The sequence below is a fragment of the Leeuwenhoekiella sp. ZYFB001 genome (genome assembly GCF_011784865.1).
GTDB lineage: Bacteria > Bacteroidota > Bacteroidia > Flavobacteriales > Flavobacteriaceae > Leeuwenhoekiella > Leeuwenhoekiella palythoae.
On the sequence record NZ_CP050460.1, the window covers coordinates 2,891,218 to 2,909,157 of the forward strand.

Genomic DNA, 17,940 nt, shown 5'->3' on the forward strand with positions numbered 1-17,940 from the left:
TGTTAAACGAAAGCCAAACCGCTCAATAGTCAAACCCGGCTATGATCCTTAAATGTAGTAATTTCTTCCCTAAAAAATAGGACATCAAATAGGACACCAACGAATATGCCTACAAATGGACATAAAAAAAACCAGTAAAAATGTATTTTACTGGTTTTCATAGAATTAGATATCAAACAACATATGTTAAATACCTATTTCGTCGGGGTGGTGGAATTACTTCCCCATCATCTCCTTCAGTAGCCTGAGTGTTGCTAAATAAACGTTCTTCATAAGCGTCTGCACTACAAGAGGAAAGCACGCCATTAAATGCCACAATACATAGGGCTATTATAATTTTCTTCATCTTCTTAAATTTTGTGATTGAACAAAGGGATGGCTGTCCGGGTAGTTCCCAGAGTTTCGCTTTTCAGCCATCATTGAGTTTTGGAGTACTCCTTTTGTTTTTTGGAAAGTGGAAATCTTATGCAGCAGCTTTAAGCTACTTTCCAAATTGGCCGAGCCACTGCATTATAGATTTCCGTAAGAATGAATGTTCTAGAAAAGCTATGTTAGCTATACATAGCAGCAATCATTCTCAGGAACAAAGTAAAGGAAGGATGAAGGTTTGGTTGCAGACAAGCATTAGACTTGTGTTGGACAACTTTTCGACACCAATAATCACAAGCCTTCATAGAAGCACTTGTCTAATAGATGTCTATATTTAATTTGTATTTTTAGAATAATGGAGGAATTCTACTTAAAGAAAATCACGAAAGAAGTATTTGAAAAAGCTCAAAATAAATCAGCCTCTCACAGTAATTACGCTTTATCTAAAGAAGTTGAGGCTACAACAACATTAAGCTATCGAACCGTAGAAAGAGCTTTTGATAAGTATATCAATGGAAGAGGTAAAGGCAATAAGCCTATAGCAAATACAATCGAAGAGTTTTGTAGATATTTGGGCTATAGAGATTATGCTGAATACGTTGAAAATAACAAATCAAAGAAACTAGTTCAAGAAGAAATTGGCTTAAGAGAAAATGAAGAAATTGATGACTCATCCGTAAAAGTTAAAGCTCTATCGAATCAAAAAAGATGGTATTCGATTTCTATTTTTGGGACATTTGCCCTGACGTTAATAATTATAGTTTATTTTATCGCTAAGAATAGAGCATCCGAACCAAGTGCATCTATAAAATGCATGACTTGGACAGGTTCTGAATTCGAAGAAATAGCCTGCGGATCAGGTGCCTATTCTACTTATGGAACTGCAATTGAGCCGTATGAAAAGAAACGTTTTGAGAACTTTAGACGGGTCGATGTAGATATCACGACTCAATTTTTTTCAGAACAGAATCAAAAACCATTATTCTGGTATTATAAAAATGATCAAGGAGAAATTGAATATTACACCTCTGCCGGCTTACATCCTGTAAATGGAGAAACTCTTAAAGCAATAACTGAATACATTATTGAAAAATATGTACCTATACATCAAAATAAGCCTTCATCATTTGTTCAAGACACCAAATGAAGAGTTCAAAAAATGAAAGCCGAGTAAGATTTTAGAACTACTTAAAACAATGGATGCTTCCATACTAGTTCGAATTTAGCACAATAAGAGTACTTCAGGGATTTGACATTAAGACAGCGACTGTTATAAATACTTCCAAAAAGAAAGAGGCTGACTGATGTTTCAGTACAGCCTCAATTAGAATGAATAGCCTTTAATTGTATATTTTTCTACGGTCGTGCAAAGTAAGGCTGTCTCCAAAAGCAAAATTTAAACCGCCACTATCTTATAATCTTCAACCTACCAGCAGCTTTATTAGAGGAAGTAGTTTTAGATTGCAGAACTTCTTGAAGTTTGTTCATATCCTCTTCTACTTTTTTATCTAAAACGCGTGCATAGATCTGTGTAGTTGCTATTTTGGTATGTCCTAAAAGCTTAGAAACGGTTTCTATTGGCATTCCATTGCTCAGTGTCACCGTTGTAGCAAACGTATGACGTGCCATATGGAACGTCAGATTCTTAGTAAGTCCACAAGCTTCCGCAATTTCTTTTAAATATAAATTGGCGCGCTCGTTAGTTATAGGTGGGAATAAAGTACCTGAAACTTCTGTTAATGGATGCTCCCTATACTTTTCAATAAGCCTAAGGGCCGTAGGCATTAAAGGTACTTTTACACGGGTATTTGTTTTCTGCCTGTTCGTGACAATCCATTTTTTATCATCTTCACCCTTCCAGATATTATTAGGTGTTAGCTTGTTTAAATCCGCATAACTGATTCCGGTATAACAACTAAACAAAAAAAGATCACGAACACGTTCTAAACGCTCTAGTGGAAATTCATAGGTAGCCAAATTAGACAATTCGTGTTCAGAGAGGAATTCTCGATCTGTTTTTTCAAAGGTAGTTTTCCAGCGTCTAAACGGATCCTTGTCCAGCCACTCTAAATGATAAGCGAGTCGAATCATTTTCCGTAGCCGCTGAATGTGTTTCATCACCGTATTGTGACTCATAGCTCTTGGATGCCCTTTAGGGTAGTATTGAACCAAAAAGGTTTCAAAATCGCAAATAAACTTATAATCCAATCGTGAAAGAAAAATATCCTCAAGCTTATTTGATTTTAAGAATTTGAGAACATAGTTTTCCGTAATTTGAAAATTCCGAATAGTGCCCTTAGCAAGTGTACCCTTGATTTTCTCACTGTGGTAATCAATCAATTGAACAAGTGTTTTAGTGCTTTTATCATCCCCCATAAAATAATCCTTGATCATTTGAGCCGTTAGCACTTTATCTGCTGCTTTCAGCTCCATATAGCTTTGATACAATTGAGATTTGGCTAGATCAAGATATTGATTCAGTTGTTTAGCCATAACCGAGTTACCAAGAACCCGTTTACTTTGACTATCCCATAATTCTAGAGGAACATTTCGTTTGAGACTAATGCTTAATCTCTTTTGATCCATGGTGATTCGTGCATAAATAAGCACTTCTCCATTTTTGTTTTTGCGTGTATCAGCCCAAAACTGAATTGAAAAGGTTTTTGAAGTTCGCATAGCTTTTGATTTAAATTAAACTTGATTGTTACGAAAGTCAAATCCAATCCCATCAAAACTCGTAAAGAGGTAGTTTTCTCAGCGGTTAAAAATTGTTACCGCGAAGGAAAAACGTTACCATATTGCTACCATTTAAACTGAAATCACTTCAAATTAAATGATAGTATAAAAATTTGAAAACCACGTATTTAATAAAAATACGTGGTTTTTGCATCCATTTATTTGGACCTTTTGTGACCCCGGAGGGATTCAAACCCCCAACCCTCAGAGCCGAAATCTGATGCGCTATTCAGTTGCGCCACGGAGCCTATTTATTTTAACATTTACTATCAGTATCAGTCTGATGTTCTATTCATCCCGACAATTAGCGGGAGCGCCTATGCGTGTATTTTTTTCGCTTGCGCGTAAAGTTGTTATGCTAATTTACTTTTTACGATAGTCGAGATCGTTTTACCGTCTGCTTTACCGGCAAGTTCTTGAGAAGCAAGCCCCATAACTTTACCCATATCCTGCATTCCACTAGCTCCGGTTTTTTCTATGATTGCCGCTACGACTTGCTCAATCTCTTCCTGACTTAATTGTTCTGGTAAAAACTGCTCGATCACTTTAGCCTGCGCAAGTTCTTCCTGAGCCATTTCTTCTCGCCCCTGCTCCTGATAAATCGCAGCACTATCTTTGCGTTGTTTTACCAATTTCTGAAGCATTTTGATCTCTTGGTCTTCAGACAACTCAGCTCCCGCTCCACTTTCGGTTTGGGCTGTAAGAATAGCTGATTTTATCGCGCGTAATGAGGCAAGAGCATTTTGATCTTTTGCTTTCATTGCTGCTTTCATCGCCGTCATTACTTCGGTCTGTAAACTCATGACTTCTCTAATTTTTGGAGAGCGAATATAGCCAAAATTCGCTTTTCACACCACACATTTCACTAAAAAGAAAGGCCGCTAGTTTTCACTAACGGCCGCTCCTACATCGGTTTTTACTAACTAATCGACATTATCGTGTAAGAATGAATTGTTTCTGCGTAGTTGCATCTCATCATTCTCATCGGTGCTTAAAGAAGTACGTGAAATAGAACTTTTAGCACTCGGGTTTGAATCTAGATTAACTCCCATTCTTTTATAAGCCGGTTGCTTCTCAATCTCATCAATGCGCGACTGATTATTATGGAATTTATAATTAAACTCCTTCATCATACGTCTGCGTTCTGCAGCGCGCTCGGTAAGCAATTGAGAGATGGGCGCATTCATAGGGTCACCATCTTCTTCCTTTACCTCTTCTTTTTCAACAGGCGCAACAGTTTTGCGCTCAAAAGCGATCTCTTCCTCTTGTTTCTTTTGAGGTTCTGCTCGTTTTTGCTGAGTAGGTTGCGCACTGTTTAAATGATCTTCCATCTCCATATAATCATCAAGGCTGTAACGCTTTTCTCCGTTTTCATTCACTTCGGTTACCGAAACGATTTCCACAGGGTTGTTCACCTCTATATCGTTGATGTCATCATCTAAATTATACACCACTTCTTCCTCATCATCTTCGGCAATAAATTCTTCTTGTACTGGAGATGTTTTTTCATTTAATGGCAAGTCAAAAGAAAGCGTAAACTGCTCTTCTTCCTCTTGATTAAACAAATCCGCTTGAGGTTTGTACGTAGGTTCTTCAACACTTACGATTTTAAATTCTAGCTCTTCCTCCTCTTCTTCAAAAGTGATCTCTGGTTCAGAGTGATCTAAAACTTCCTCATACACCACCTGAAGGTTTCTGATCAACTCTGTCGTCGGGATCAAATCCATTTTAGGCTTTGGTGTTTCCTTCTTAGGTTTATTTACCATCAGATCCATTGGATCATCCGTATCATCAAGCGTATGCACGATAGGTTTTTTCTCAGGAGCCGGGGCTTCCTGTTTTGGCGCAGGTGTATCAAAGTTTAACGTACCTCCGGTATTCTTAGGCGTAAGATCGTGTTGTGCACGCTGCTCATCTTCTAAGGTGTGAATGATCTTCTTCGTTTCGGTATTAACGATATCATTTTGCTGTTCTACATTAAACCCCGTAGCGATAATTGTTACCGAAATCGCATCACCAAGACTTTCTTCTTCTCCAACACCCATAATGATATTTGCGCTATGACCAGCCTCATCTTGAATGTGATCGTTGATCTCACCAATCTCATCAATAGTGATCTCTTCGGTTCCTGAAACGATAAGCAACAGTACGTTCTTGGCACCGGTAATTTTATTGTCGTTCAACAATGGTGAGTCTAATGCTTTTCTGATGGCGTCCTGAGCACGACTCGCACCACTAGCATTAGCACTACCCATAATAGCGGTTCCGCTATTACTCAATACGGTTTTTGCATCACGAAGGTCAATGTTTTGCGTGTAGTGATGCGTGATCACTTCGGCAATACCTCTTGAAGCAGTAGCAAGAACTTCATCTGCTTTGCTGAATCCGGCTTTGAAACCAAGGTTACCATATACCTCACGTAATTTATTGTTGTTGATCACAATAAGCGAATCAACATGCGAGCGTAATTTTTCAACTCCCAACTGCGCTTGTTCATTACGCATTTTACCTTCAAACTGAAACGGAATGGTCACAATACCTACGGTAAGTACATCCATCTCTTTAGACATTTTTGCAATCACAGGTGCTGCTCCGGTTCCGGTACCACCACCCATTCCGGCAGTGATAAATACCATTTTGGTATTGGTTCCTAACATTTGTTTTACATCCTCAGAGCTCTCGATAGCTGCCTTCTCACCAACTTCAGGATTGGCGCCTGCACCTAAACCTTCAGTAAGGCTAACACCCAACTGAATTTTAATAGGCACCGGACTGTTCTCTAAAGCTTGTGCATCTGTATTGCAGACTACAAAGTCTACTCCTTTAATCCCCTGACTAAACATATGGTTGATGGCATTACTACCACCACCTCCTACGCCTATCACTTTGATGACGTTGCTCTGATTTTTTGGTAAATCAAACGAAATGTTTTCAAAATCTGTGTTGCTCATAATATATCGTTTTACCGGTTGTTTCTTTTGTTTTCTCTTTTTCTATTGGCTTTATAAACGTATTCGCTTATCGTTTTTTTATTTTATTCTGCGTTATCTAAAAAGTCTTTAAACTTTTCTGCCCACGTATCAAAAATGCTTTTGCGTGGTTTCTTTGCCGCTGCCGGCTTTTCTTCTTCTTGTTCAGCAGGATCATCTTCCAGAAGCGGTTCTATTACAGGTTCTTCTTCTACCACTGCGGTATCCTGCGGCTCGTCGTCCTGAATGTTGCGTTGATGCTCTAAACTATTCATCACCAAACCTACGGCTGTTGCATACAACGGACTCGTAGTTTCTGAATCGCTATCACCTGCCAAATGCTCGTTAGGATAACCTATACGTGTATCCATACCCGTGATGTACTCTACCAGTTGTTTTAAATGCTTCAGTTGTGAACCACCACCGGTAAGCACAATCCCCGCAATAAGCTTTTTCTTTTGTTCCTCGTGACCGTAATTTTTGATCTCGAGATACACCTGCTCTACGATCTCAACCACGCGTGCGTGAATGATCTTAGAGAGGTTTTTAAGCGTAATTTCTTTAGGCTCTCTACCCCGTAATCCCGGGATAGACACGATCTCGTTATCTTTATTCTCTCCCGGCCAGGCTGAACCAAATTTTATTTTAAGAAGCTCTGCCTGCTTTTCTATAATGCTGCAGCCTTCTTTGATATCTTCGGTGATCACATTACCTCCAAATGGAATTACTGCCGTATGCCGAATGATTCCGTCTTTAAAAATGGCGAGATCTGTTGTACCACCACCTATATCAATAAGTGCGACTCCTGCTTCTTTCTCTTCCTGACTCAGTACCGCGTTTGCTGAAGCTAATGGCTCTAACGTAATTTTATCAAGATTGAGACCTGCACTTTTTACACAACGACCAATGTTGCGTATGCTGCTCACCTGCCCTACGACCACGTGGAAATTGGCTTCTAACCTTCCACCATACATCCCAATGGGTTGTGTGATTTCGGCTTGACCATCTACTTTATATTCCTGTGGAAGCACGTGAATAATTTCTTCTCCCGGAAGCATAACCAGTTTATGCACCTGATTGCAAAGCATATCGATGTCTTTAGGCCCTATAACCTGATCTGCATCGGCACGAGTGATATAATCGCTATGTTGCAAACTGCGTATATGCTGCCCGGCAATACCCACAACTACATCTTCTATTTTCATCCCGGAAACACTTTCTGCTTCCTGCACAGCTTGCTGAATAGACTGTATGGTCTGCGTGATATTATTCACTACCCCGCGATGTACGCCTAAACTTTTAGACTTACCAATACCTAAGATCTCTAGCTTATGATATTCGTTATACCTACCTATCATTGCCACGATCTTTGTGGTACCAATATCTAGCCCTACTGCTATGTCCTTATGCTCCATAACTTACTTTTTTGTCCCTACGACCTGCCCTTTAAAGCGCAGATCAACACTTTTATAAACTTCAAGACTATTGTCTTTTATCGCCTTTTGATAAAATGCCTTGTAGTTAGAAAATTTACTAGACAACTGCTCTATTTTGCCTATTACGACATCATAATCAAGCACTCTTAACGTGAGACTATAATCGCCATTTTTAAATCTTGAAATCCCAACAACCTGAGTTGCCAGAACTTTATCTTCTTGTAAATACTTTAAAAGCGGATAAACTTCTTTTACCTGCTCTTGTGAAACACCTGTCACTAAGGGCACACGTGCCGAATAGTTAGATGATAGCGGCATCGTCTTGCCTTCTTCATCAATATAAAACGGGGTCTGAGTCTGAACTCGAGCTAGAGGTTTTCTTTGCTTTACAGTCGCTCCCACTACACCATCTAACGTCATATAAACATCTGCATCTGCGATCATTGCGTGCGCATCGAGTTTATCTTCGAGGTCTTTCAAATCTAAAATTTCTTTGTACTGCCCCTCAATAGGTTTCCCGTTTTGTATCAACAATTTATCAACCGATTCTGCTGTAACAAAGAGGTTTGCACCGGCTTCAAAATTGATTTGAACTTCTTTTACTTTTCGGTTGGCATTGCGTTTGTGCGTAAAGGCAACCAAGCCCAGAGTAAGGACCACCAAAACCAGCATTCTTATGTAAAACCAATTGATTTTCATACCGCTAATGTTTTAGTCAGTTTTAAAATTTCTTCTCCGATATCTCCAGCTCCCATCATCACTTTTACAGTGGCTTTTGACGCCTGCAGTTTCTCTTCCAGCTGTGCTTTTGAAATCACTTCTTTTCGCGTAAGCGGAATTAACTCCAATAACTTTTCAGAAGTAACACCTCCAATAGGTTCTTCCCTAGCCGGATAGATATCTAAAAGCAGCAACTCATCAAACTGTGCTAAACTCGCTGCAAACTCTTCCATAAAATCACGCGTACGACTGAACAAATGCGGCTGAAAAACTGCCAAAACTCGTTTGTTTGGGTACATCTCGCGTACAGCACTATGCACTGCATTTATTTCTGCAGGGTGATGCGCATAATCATCAATGAGCACCTCATTTGCCTTTTTAATACGGTACGTAAATCTGCGGTTAACCCCTTTAAATGCAAACAGAGCTTTGGCGAGCTTATCGGCAGGGCAGCCGTAATGTAAAGCCATCGCCAAAGCGGTTGTTGCATTAGACAAATTATGTCTACCGGGCAGGTTAAGCACTAAATCTTCTATGAGCCCATCAGGATGTTTTAAATCAAAATGGTAGGCTCCGTTTTCTATTTTTACGTTTAAAGCAGCATAGGCTGAATGGTCTTCTACACCTACAGTAATTCCGTCGAGCGGTAGTCCGTTTTTTACAAACAGGACACCGTCTTCTTTTACTTGAGCTGCAAAATCTCTGAAGCTTTTTTGCAAGGCTTCGGCATCGCCGTAAATATCCAGGTGATCTGCATCCATCGAAGTGATTGCCGCGATATTAGGAAACAGTTGCATAAACGAGCGATCAAACTCATCAGCCTCTACCACCACGATTTCCTCACCTTGCTGAATCAAATTACTCTGATAATTTTCTGCAATTCCGCCTAAAAATGCGGTCACCGGCAGCTCGCAAAATGCCATCAAATGACCAAGCATTGCACTGGTTGTGGTTTTTCCGTGGGTTCCGGCTACTGCCAAGCAGAATTTCTCCTGAGTTAACCAACCCAAGACTTCAGCGCGCTTTTTGATCTGAAAACCTTCAGTTAAATAAAACTGATAGGCTGTATGCGCTTTAGGAACCGCAGGTGTATAAACCACCAGCGTTTTGTCTAAAACTTTAAATTCAGCAGGAATCGCTTCCAAAGTATCTTGATAACTTATACCGATTCCAAGCTCCTCAAGCGATTTGGTGATCTGTGAAGGTGTTTTATCATACCCAGCCACTTCTTTCCCGGCAGCGTGAAAATATCGCGCAAGCGCGCTCATCCCAATTCCGCCGATGCCGATGAAATAAATATGCGATATGTGATCAAGCGTTTTCACCTACTGCTTTAATAATTTTTCTACTTCGTTTACGATATGTTGTGTTGCCTGTGGCAATGCGATCTTTTTAATATTTTCACCCAAAAGCTGTTGCTTGGCTTCATCGTGAACTAATGTTTTAAAAACAGGCTTAAATTGCTGTTCTGTTTCTTTCTCTTTCAGCAGAATCGCTGCGTTTTTTGATACGATCGCCTCTGCATTTTTGGTCTGATGATCTTCTGCCACATTGGGAGATGGTATAAAGATCACCGGTTTCCCAACTAACATCAATTCAGACACAGATCCTGCCCCAGCTCTGCTGATAATGATATCAGCTGCAGCATAAGCCAGATTCATTGTGTCTATGTATGGCAACACCTGTACATCCTCAACGGCATTATGCTTTTTATATTCTTCATAATACAGCTGCCCACTTTGCCAGATGATTTGCACCTCTTGATCTAAGATGAACTGCAATTCTCTATCCAGCATTTTATTAATGGCTCGAGCTCCTAGACTTCCTCCTAAAACCAATAAAGTCTTTTTATCCTTTTTTAGGTTGAATTTTGCTATCCCTTGCTCGCGCAAACTATCAATCGCTAGCAAATCCTGACGCACAGGGTTACCTGTTTTTACAATCTTATCTTGCGGAAAAAAGCGCTGCATTTCATCATACGCTACACAAATTTTCTGCACCTTTTTAGCCAGAAGCTTATTGGTTATGCCTGCATAACTGTTCTGTTCCTGAATCAATGCCGGCACTTTGTAACGTGTTGCCATCTCAAGCAAAGGACCACTCGCAAAACCACCTGTACCGATAACCACGTCTGGCTTAAATTTTCTAATAATTCCTGCCGATTTGAATAAACTACTGATCAGCTTAAATGGAAACATCAAATTAGACCAGGTCAACTTTCGTTGAAGACCCGCGATCCACAGTCCTTTGATCTCGTAACCTGCTTTAGGAACTTTCTCCATTTCCATACGATCTTGAGATCCCACAAAAAGGAATTCCGCTTGCGGATACTTTGCTTTTAAAGCATCGGCAATTGCAATCGCCGGGTAAATGTGCCCCCCGGTTCCGCCTCCTGATAGTATGAATTTATAGTTCTTCAAATCGTTACTTTCGTTTACATCGCTTCGCTTAATACATCAAGCGGATTCATCTCATCTTCTTCTTTAGCGCGCACTTCATCACGCTTAGCACTTACGCTTAAAATAATCCCGATCGCTAAACACGTCATCCAGATCGAGGTTCCACCACTACTCACCAGTGGCAAGGTCTGCCCGGTCACCGGAAATAATTCTACCGCAACCGCCATATTGATCAATGCCTGAAACACGATAGGCAAGCCTACTCCCATCACGGCGAGCTTCCCGAAAACCGTATCGGCTTTATGTGCTACTACTAAAATTCTAAACAGCAGTAACAAGTACATTAACAACAACATCAAACCACCTACCAGACCAAATTCTTCTACGATGATCGCATAGATAAAATCTGATGAGGATTGGGGTAAAAAGTTTTTCTGAACACTTTTACCCGGTCCTAAACCGGTAAGGCCTCCGGTTGCAATCGCGATTTTAGCTTTCTCTATCTGGTAATCTCCTTCGCTATCTTCATCATCAGCAAAACTGTCTATACGGCTCATCCAGGTATCTACACGGTTGGGAAACACCCCCGGAAATGCTTTAGCCGCCAAAACAAACATTGTAAGTGCTAGTAAACCGGTCGCTACGATTATGGCTAAATATTTAAACGGGTAGCCGCCCATAAATACCAATGTCAACACCATCGCAAAAATGATCGCTGTAGTTGAAAAGTTCGCCGGAAGTATCAATCCTAAAACCAAAGCCACCGGCACCCAAAGCGGCAAAATGCTTTCTTTAAACGTGATCTGCTCGTCCTTAATTTTTGAAAGATAACGCGCGATATAGATCATCAACACCACCGAAGCCAAAGTCGAGGTTTGAAACGTAATCCCCACAAACGGCACTTTTATCCATCTACTGGCGTTGGCGCCATCAATGGTCGTCCCTTGCGCCATCGTGATCAACAAAAGGATGATCACTATAGGAATTCCTATAATTGACAATCCCTTAAAGTAATGCGCAGGTACTTTGTGCACCCCATAAATGATCGCAAAACCTAAAACCAAATGCATAAAGTGACGCACCAAAAACGGCAATGTTTCCCCATTACCATATAAGTAGGCAAGGTTGCTGCTCGCACTAAATACCGGTAAAAAGGAAAACAGCGCTAAAAAGGCAGTGATTGCCCAGATCGCCCGATCTCCCTTCAAGGTTGAAAATATGTTTTTGGTTCTACTCAACTCTACTTTCTATTTTATAGATTACGCACAGCTTCTTTAAATTGACGCCCGCGATCTTCATAATTTTCAAACAAGTCAAAACTTGCACACGCCGGAGACAACAACACATTATCTCCTTTATCGCTCAATTTGTAAGCGATTTTCACTGCTTCGGTGATCGATTGAGTTTCAATGATGTTCTCTACCATTCCTGAGAAGGTCTGCATCAACTTTGCATTATCAACACCAAGGCAAATGATCGCTTTTACTTTTTCATTCACTAGTGGGAAAAGATCTTTATAATCATTTCCTTTATCCACTCCGCCAACAATCCAAACCGTTGGCGCACTCATACTATCTAAGGCATAAAACGTAGCGTTCACATTAGTCGCTTTTGAATCGTTGATGTAAGACACGTGATTGATCTTAAGCACCTGCTCTAAGCGATGTTCAACCCCTTGAAAACCTTCTAAAGATTCTCTAATGGTCGCTTTACGAATACTTAATAAACGTGCAGCAGTTGCCGCAGCCATCGCATTCTTAGTGTTATGCGCCCCTTTAATAGTTAAGTTTTTTGTTGACATAGTCATCGTTGTATCGTCAATTAAAATGTTTATTTCTTCTTGAGCGTAATACGCTCCTTTTTTTAGTTGTTTTGAAATTGAAAAAGGTATGCACTGCGATCGCACGGGATGTTTTGCCAACCAATCAGTAATCACGGGATCGTCTGCATCATAGATCAAGTAATCCTTTTCGGTTTGGTTTTCCGCTATGCGAAATTTAGACTTGATGTAATTTTCAAAATTATACTCGTAGCGATCCAAATGGTCTGGTGTGATGTTGGTCAAAATCGCGATATGAGGCGCAAAATCTACAATACCATCCAGCTGGAAACTGCTAATTTCTAGAGCATAAAAATCCTGATCATCAAGCGCCACCCTTTTTGCAAAACTGTCTCCAATATTTCCCGCAGCCACACTTTTCAATCCGGCTTGCTTAAGCAGGTGTGCCATAAGCATTGTGGTGGTGGTTTTACCGTTACTACCGGTAATGCCGACCAAGGTTGCCTTAGTATAGCGGGCTGCAAACTCAATTTCTGAGATCACGGAAATACCTGCTTCAACCAACTTTTTAATGAGTGGTGCTTTATCAGGAATTCCCGGACTCTTCATCACGAGGTCTGCATTGAGAATTTTTGCTTCGGTGTGACCACCGTCTTCCCATTCAATTTCATTGTTTTTAAGAACGTCAAGGTATTTTGGTTTAATCTTCCCAAAGTCTGAGACAAAAACTTCAAAACCTTCTTTTTTACCCAAAATGGCTGTGCCAATTCCACTTTCACCACCACCCAAGATCACTAAGCGCTTCATCTATCTAACTTTTAAAGTGACAATGGTGATGATCGCGAGTAAAATGCCTATAATCCAAAAGCGCGTTACGATCTTACTCTCGTGAATGCCTTTTTTTTGATAATGGTGATGCAACGGCGACATTAAAAAAATGCGACGGCCTTCACCTGTTTTTTTCTTGGTGTATTTAAACCAACTCACCTGCAGCATTACCGATAGCGTTTCCATAAAGAAAATCCCGCAGAGTAATGGAATGAGTAATTCTTTACGAATAGCAATGGCGATCACGGCGATGATTCCGCCTATGGTTAAACTTCCCGTATCTCCCATAAAAATTTGGGCGGGATACGTGTTGTACCATAAAAACCCTACTAGAGCTCCCACAAATGCAGTAATAAAAATTACCATCTCTCCCGAACGCGGGATATACATCACATCGAGATAATCACTAAAGATGATGTTACCAGACACCCACGCAAAAATCCCCAAAGTGAGCACGATGATCGCTGAAGAGCCGGCAGCTAAGCCGTCAATTCCATCCGTAAGGTTGGCCCCATTAGACACTGCAGTAACAATAAATATGACAATAGGAATAAATAATAACCAAGCATATTTTACATAGTCCTCGCCCAACCAACTCACTAGAATGCTATAATCGATCTCATTATTTTTTACAAAAGGAATGGTGGTCGTTAAAGCCTTTTCTTCCGAAGAAAATTCGGTAGTAGAACTGTCAACTAATTCTTCTTGTTGCGCCGGTTTATTTGCGATCTCATCTTTTACAGTCACACCCGGATGGAAGAAAATGGTTGCACCCACAATAATTCCTAAACCAACCTGACCAAATATTTTAAACTTGCCTTGAAGTCCTTCTTTGTTCTTCTTTCTGATTTTCAAGAAATCATCCATAAAACCTATGGCACCCATCCACAACGTGGTCACAATAAGTAGGATGACATAAATATTTTCGAGCTTAGCTAACAAAAACACCGGAATCAATGTGGCCAAAATGATGATTAATCCACCCATTGTTGGGGTTCCTGCTTTCTCTACCTGACCTTCTAACCCTAAGTCACGTATAGATTCGCCCAATTGTTTTTTCTGTAAATACAAGATGATGCGCTTTCCCCAAATGGTAGAAATCGCCAGCGACATGATGATCGCTATTGCCGCGCGAAACGTGATAAAGCCAAATAAACTTGCCCCGGGGAAGTTGTATGCACGCTCTAAATATTCAAAAAGGTAATACAGCATTTAAAATTCTTTTTCGCCTTTGGCTTTTGCTTATTTATTCAGCTCGGTTAATAGTTCTTTTACAATTTTAAAATCATCAAAATCGGTACGCTCTCCCTTTACCTCTTGGTAGGTCTCGTGTCCTTTTCCGGCGATTAAAATGATGTCATTTTCTTCTGCCATCTGGCAGGCTGCTTTGATCGCTTGCTTACGCGAAGTGATCGCAACAGTCTTCTTATAATCTACAGGCTCCACGCCTTTTTCAATCTCCTCAATAATCGCATCAGGATCTTCACTACGCGGGTTATCGCTCGTAAAAACCACCTTAGTGCTTAGTGCCGCAGCGATTTTGCCCATTTTTGGTCTTTTGGTTCGATCGCGATCACCACCACAGCCCACCACCGTGATCAACTCTTCATTTTTTGTACGGATGTCATTGATGGTTTCCAAGACATTTTTGAGTGCGTCTGGTGTGTGCGCATAATCAACAATTGCCGTGATCTTTTTAGCTGAAATCATATACTGAAATCGGCCGCTCACACTGGTCAATTCTGATAAATATTGAAGCGCTTCAAGCTGACTTAAGCCTAGCAATTCTGCAGCAGCATAAATCGCCAATACGTTGTAAGCATTAAACGAGCCTATCAACTTCACCCAAACTTCCTGATCATTCACTTTTAATAACAGTCCGGTGAATTGATTTTCTAAAATCTGCGCGCGATAATCTGCAAAAGATTTTAGCGCATAAGTCACTTTTTTAGCCTGCGTATTTTGCAACATCACCTGCCCGTTCTTATCGTCTATATTCGATAAGGCGAATGCCGTTTTAGGCAGATGATCAAAGAACGATTTCTTCACATCCCGATACTCTGCAAACGTCTTGTGATAATCCAAGTGATCGTGACTAAGATTGGTAAAGATTCCACCTTCAAAGTGCAATCCTTCGGTGCGTTTTTGATGAATTCCGTGCGAACTCACTTCCATAAAGCAATATTCTACCCCGGCATCATTCATCATCGCCAAGTATTTATTGATGGTAAGCGAATCTGGAGTTGTATGCGTTGCCGGAAACTCCTCATCTCCTACCAGAACTTTCACAGTTGAAAGCAATCCGGCCTTGAAACCAGCTTTAGTAAACAACTGATGCAATAAAGTCGCAATGGTGGTTTTACCGTTGGTACCGGTGATGCCCACCAACTTTAAATTTTCAGAAGGATTCTCATAATAATTAGACGCCATCACCGCCAAAGCCTGTGCCGTATCTGAAGTTTGCACATACGTAATGCCGTTGACAAATTCTTCAGGCATGCGCTCGCAGATGATCGCTATCGCACCTTGTTCTTCAGCCTTTTTTATAAAATCATGACCATCACTTTGCGTCCCGCTGATCGCCACAAAAACATCATTTAGCCCCACTTTACGCGAATCAAAATGTATCGCGTTCACAGGTACATTAGGATTACCGGTAACCGACTCCAGCGTCACTTTATACAATATGTCTTTTAAAAGAATCACGACAGTTGTAAAATGATTTTTTGATTTTTACTTAATTTTTGTCCGGCTTTAAGTGACTGGCTTTTCACTTTTCCACTTCCTGAAAACTCTACCTGTAAGCCTAAATTCTCCAGCAAGGAAACAGCGTCCATCCCACTCATCCCCCTTACATTAGGAATTGTCTCAGCTGCCTTCTGGGCTTGCTGATAATAGTTCTCAAAATCTTTTTCTACGGAAGAAGTATTTGCATCAGCTAGTTTTACTTCATCTACTAGCGGCGTATCGCTATAAACTTTCTGAGCGATCTTTCTAAACACCGGCGCAGCGACAACACCACCGTAATAGCCTATTTTTTTATTCGGTTTATGAATAACCACTATGCACGAATATTCAGGATTCTCAGCCGGAAAATAACCAGCAAAAGAGGCGATATATTTCCCCTCTTCTTTCCAGTATTCTGTTTGACAAGTTCCTGTTTTACCGGCCATTGAGAAATTTTTAGAATAAATATCCTTTCCGGTGCCGCGCTCTACCACATTCTTCATCATTTCTTGAGCTTTATCAATGGTAGACTGGGAGCAGATCGCCGGATTGATCACTTCTTTTTCAAATTTTTCTATGGAAGCATCCCATTTTTTAACCTCTTTAATGAAGCGTGGCTTAACCATCTCTCCATCATTTGCTATGGCATTATAAAATGTCAACGTCTGTAACGGCGTAAGCGAAACTCCATAACCAAAAGCCATCCAAGGTAAAGTCGTCCCGTACCAGTTAGCATCACCGGGGTACGGAAACTTAGGACTTCCCTCTCCTTTTATCTCAAGCCCCAACTTGTCATTAAGCCCCATATTATAAAGACGCTTCAAGAAACGCTTAGGATCATCTTTGTAACCTTCATTGATGATTTTAGCAAAAGCCGTGTTTGAAGAAAGTTCGAATGCACGCGCAGCAGAGATTTTCCCATACCCACCCCAATGCGAATCATATACCGTTCTGTTGTAAAAACGTACGCGGCCATTTTCGGTATCCACTACATCACTCGTATCGATCACCCGGTCTTCAAGTGCAGCAACCATGGCCATCAGCTTAAAAGTAGAACCAGGTTCAGCCGACTCGTAAACGGCGTAATTTCGATCTTCATAATACCCATCACCATCTTCGGTACGACCCAAATTTGAGATCGCTTTTATCTCTCCAGTTTTCGTTTCCATCACCACTACACAGCCGTGGTCTGCTTCAAACTTTTCTAACGAAGCCAACAACGCGTGATGTGCTATATCTTGAATATTCACATCAATCGTTGAAATCACATCATAGCCATCCTGCGGCTCTACAATATTATCATCGCCTATAGGTTTCCACTGTCCTTTTGCAATGCGCTGTTTTAGACGCCTCCCTTCTTTACCTCTTAAATAAGGCCCAAAAGCTCCTTCTAAACCTGCCTCGCTATAACGGCCATATTCCGTAAGACGATCGTAACCTATGGTACGCTCGGCAATTTTATCTAGTGGATGCTCACGTACGGTACGTTGTTCGGTGATAATTCCTCCTTTATAAGGACCTTTATTAAATAGCGGCAATTTTTTAATCGCGAGATATTTTGAATACCCCAGATTACGCGCCAGTAGCAAGTAGCGGTTTTTATTCACTCGAGCTTTGCGCAAAAGGTCTATATAATAAGACTGAGGTTTCCCCAATTGCTCAGCAAGTCCTTTAGAAAGTCCCTGAATGTTTTCTTCAAAATCAGTCTGCTTTGGAGCCAAAGCATCAAAACGAATATCATATTTAGGTACCGAAGTAGCTAACAAGCTACCGTCACCGGCATACAAATTCCCGCGATTCGCCGGAATCGTAAACATACGCTCGGTACGGGCTTCTGCAAGCTCTTTGTATTTATCACCTTCAGCCAACTGAATGTCGCAAAGTTTAAACGCAACAAAAAGGGCGAAGAGAAACATACCTCCTGCCACTAAATACATCCGGTTCAATATGTTCTTTTCGCTGGTAGCCATTTTGAA

Annotated in this window: 13 protein-coding genes and 1 tRNA gene; 1 reads left to right on the plus strand and 13 read right to left on the minus strand. The window is 40.8% G+C overall.

Annotated features, from left to right (window positions below):
• The first annotated feature begins 724 nt into the window (after positions 1 to 724).
• Positions 725 to 1,516, plus strand: coding sequence for a hypothetical protein (locus HCN54_RS12480; RefSeq protein WP_167598057.1), 792 nt, complete (start codon positions 725 to 727; stop codon positions 1,514 to 1,516).
• A 260-nt stretch (positions 1,517 to 1,776) separates the two neighbouring features.
• On the opposite strand, the gene HCN54_RS12485 is transcribed toward HCN54_RS12480, so the two are convergent.
• The 13 genes from HCN54_RS12485 to HCN54_RS12545 all read right to left on the minus strand — a co-directional run bounded on the left by HCN54_RS12485 (position 1,777) and on the right by HCN54_RS12545 (position 17,934).
• The gene (locus HCN54_RS12485) at positions 1,777 to 3,045 is read right to left on the minus strand and encodes a site-specific integrase (RefSeq protein WP_167598058.1); all 1,269 of its coding nucleotides are present in this window, start codon (positions 3,043 to 3,045) and stop codon (positions 1,777 to 1,779) included.
• Positions 3,046 to 3,279: 234 nt separating this feature from the next.
• Positions 3,280 to 3,353, minus strand: a tRNA-Arg gene (locus HCN54_RS12490).
• A 105-nt stretch (positions 3,354 to 3,458) separates the two neighbouring features.
• Positions 3,459 to 3,908: a GatB/YqeY domain-containing protein gene (locus HCN54_RS12495; RefSeq protein WP_167598059.1), complete on the minus strand. Its 450-nt coding sequence runs from the start codon at positions 3,906 to 3,908 to the stop codon at positions 3,459 to 3,461.
• A 120-nt stretch (positions 3,909 to 4,028) separates the two neighbouring features.
• On the minus strand, positions 4,029 to 6,056 hold the full coding sequence (gene ftsZ / locus HCN54_RS12500; protein ID WP_167598060.1) for a cell division protein FtsZ: 2,028 nt from the start codon (positions 6,054 to 6,056) through the stop codon (positions 4,029 to 4,031).
• A gap of 83 nt (positions 6,057 to 6,139) precedes the next feature.
• Positions 6,140 to 7,489: a cell division protein FtsA gene (gene ftsA, locus HCN54_RS12505; protein WP_072983309.1), complete on the minus strand. Its 1,350-nt coding sequence runs from the start codon at positions 7,487 to 7,489 to the stop codon at positions 6,140 to 6,142.
• A 3-nt stretch (positions 7,490 to 7,492) separates the two neighbouring features.
• Complete coding sequence (locus tag HCN54_RS12510; protein ID WP_167598061.1) at positions 7,493 to 8,209, minus strand: cell division protein FtsQ/DivIB; 717 nt, start codon at positions 8,207 to 8,209, stop codon at positions 7,493 to 7,495.
• Positions 8,206 to 9,555: a UDP-N-acetylmuramate--L-alanine ligase gene (gene murC, locus HCN54_RS12515; protein ID WP_167598062.1), complete on the minus strand. Its 1,350-nt coding sequence runs from the start codon at positions 9,553 to 9,555 to the stop codon at positions 8,206 to 8,208. Before murC ends, HCN54_RS12510 begins: the two co-directional genes overlap by 4 nt.
• Positions 9,556 to 10,650: an undecaprenyldiphospho-muramoylpentapeptide beta-N-acetylglucosaminyltransferase gene (murG, locus tag HCN54_RS12520; protein WP_167598063.1), complete on the minus strand. Its 1,095-nt coding sequence runs from the start codon at positions 10,648 to 10,650 to the stop codon at positions 9,556 to 9,558.
• 14 nt (positions 10,651 to 10,664) lie between these two features.
• Positions 10,665 to 11,867, minus strand: coding sequence for an FtsW/RodA/SpoVE family cell cycle protein (locus tag HCN54_RS12525; protein ID WP_072983302.1), 1,203 nt, complete (start codon positions 11,865 to 11,867; stop codon positions 10,665 to 10,667).
• Between the two features lie 14 nt (positions 11,868 to 11,881).
• Positions 11,882 to 13,216, minus strand: a complete 1,335-nt coding sequence (murD, locus tag HCN54_RS12530) for a UDP-N-acetylmuramoyl-L-alanine--D-glutamate ligase (RefSeq protein ID WP_167598064.1) — start codon at positions 13,214 to 13,216, stop codon at positions 11,882 to 11,884.
• A complete protein-coding gene (gene mraY, locus HCN54_RS12535) occupies positions 13,217 to 14,449 on the minus strand; it encodes a phospho-N-acetylmuramoyl-pentapeptide-transferase (protein WP_167598065.1) in 1,233 nt (410 codons plus the stop codon). It lies immediately after the preceding gene.
• A gap of 30 nt (positions 14,450 to 14,479) precedes the next feature.
• Positions 14,480 to 15,943: a UDP-N-acetylmuramoyl-L-alanyl-D-glutamate--2,6-diaminopimelate ligase gene (locus HCN54_RS12540; RefSeq protein WP_167598066.1), complete on the minus strand. Its 1,464-nt coding sequence runs from the start codon at positions 15,941 to 15,943 to the stop codon at positions 14,480 to 14,482.
• Positions 15,940 to 17,934 (minus strand): penicillin-binding protein, encoded by a 1,995-nt coding sequence (locus HCN54_RS12545; protein WP_167598067.1) that lies wholly within the window; start codon positions 17,932 to 17,934, stop codon positions 15,940 to 15,942. The genes HCN54_RS12540 and HCN54_RS12545 overlap by 4 nt, the downstream gene beginning before the upstream one ends.
• Positions 17,935 to 17,940: the final 6 nt, after the last annotated feature.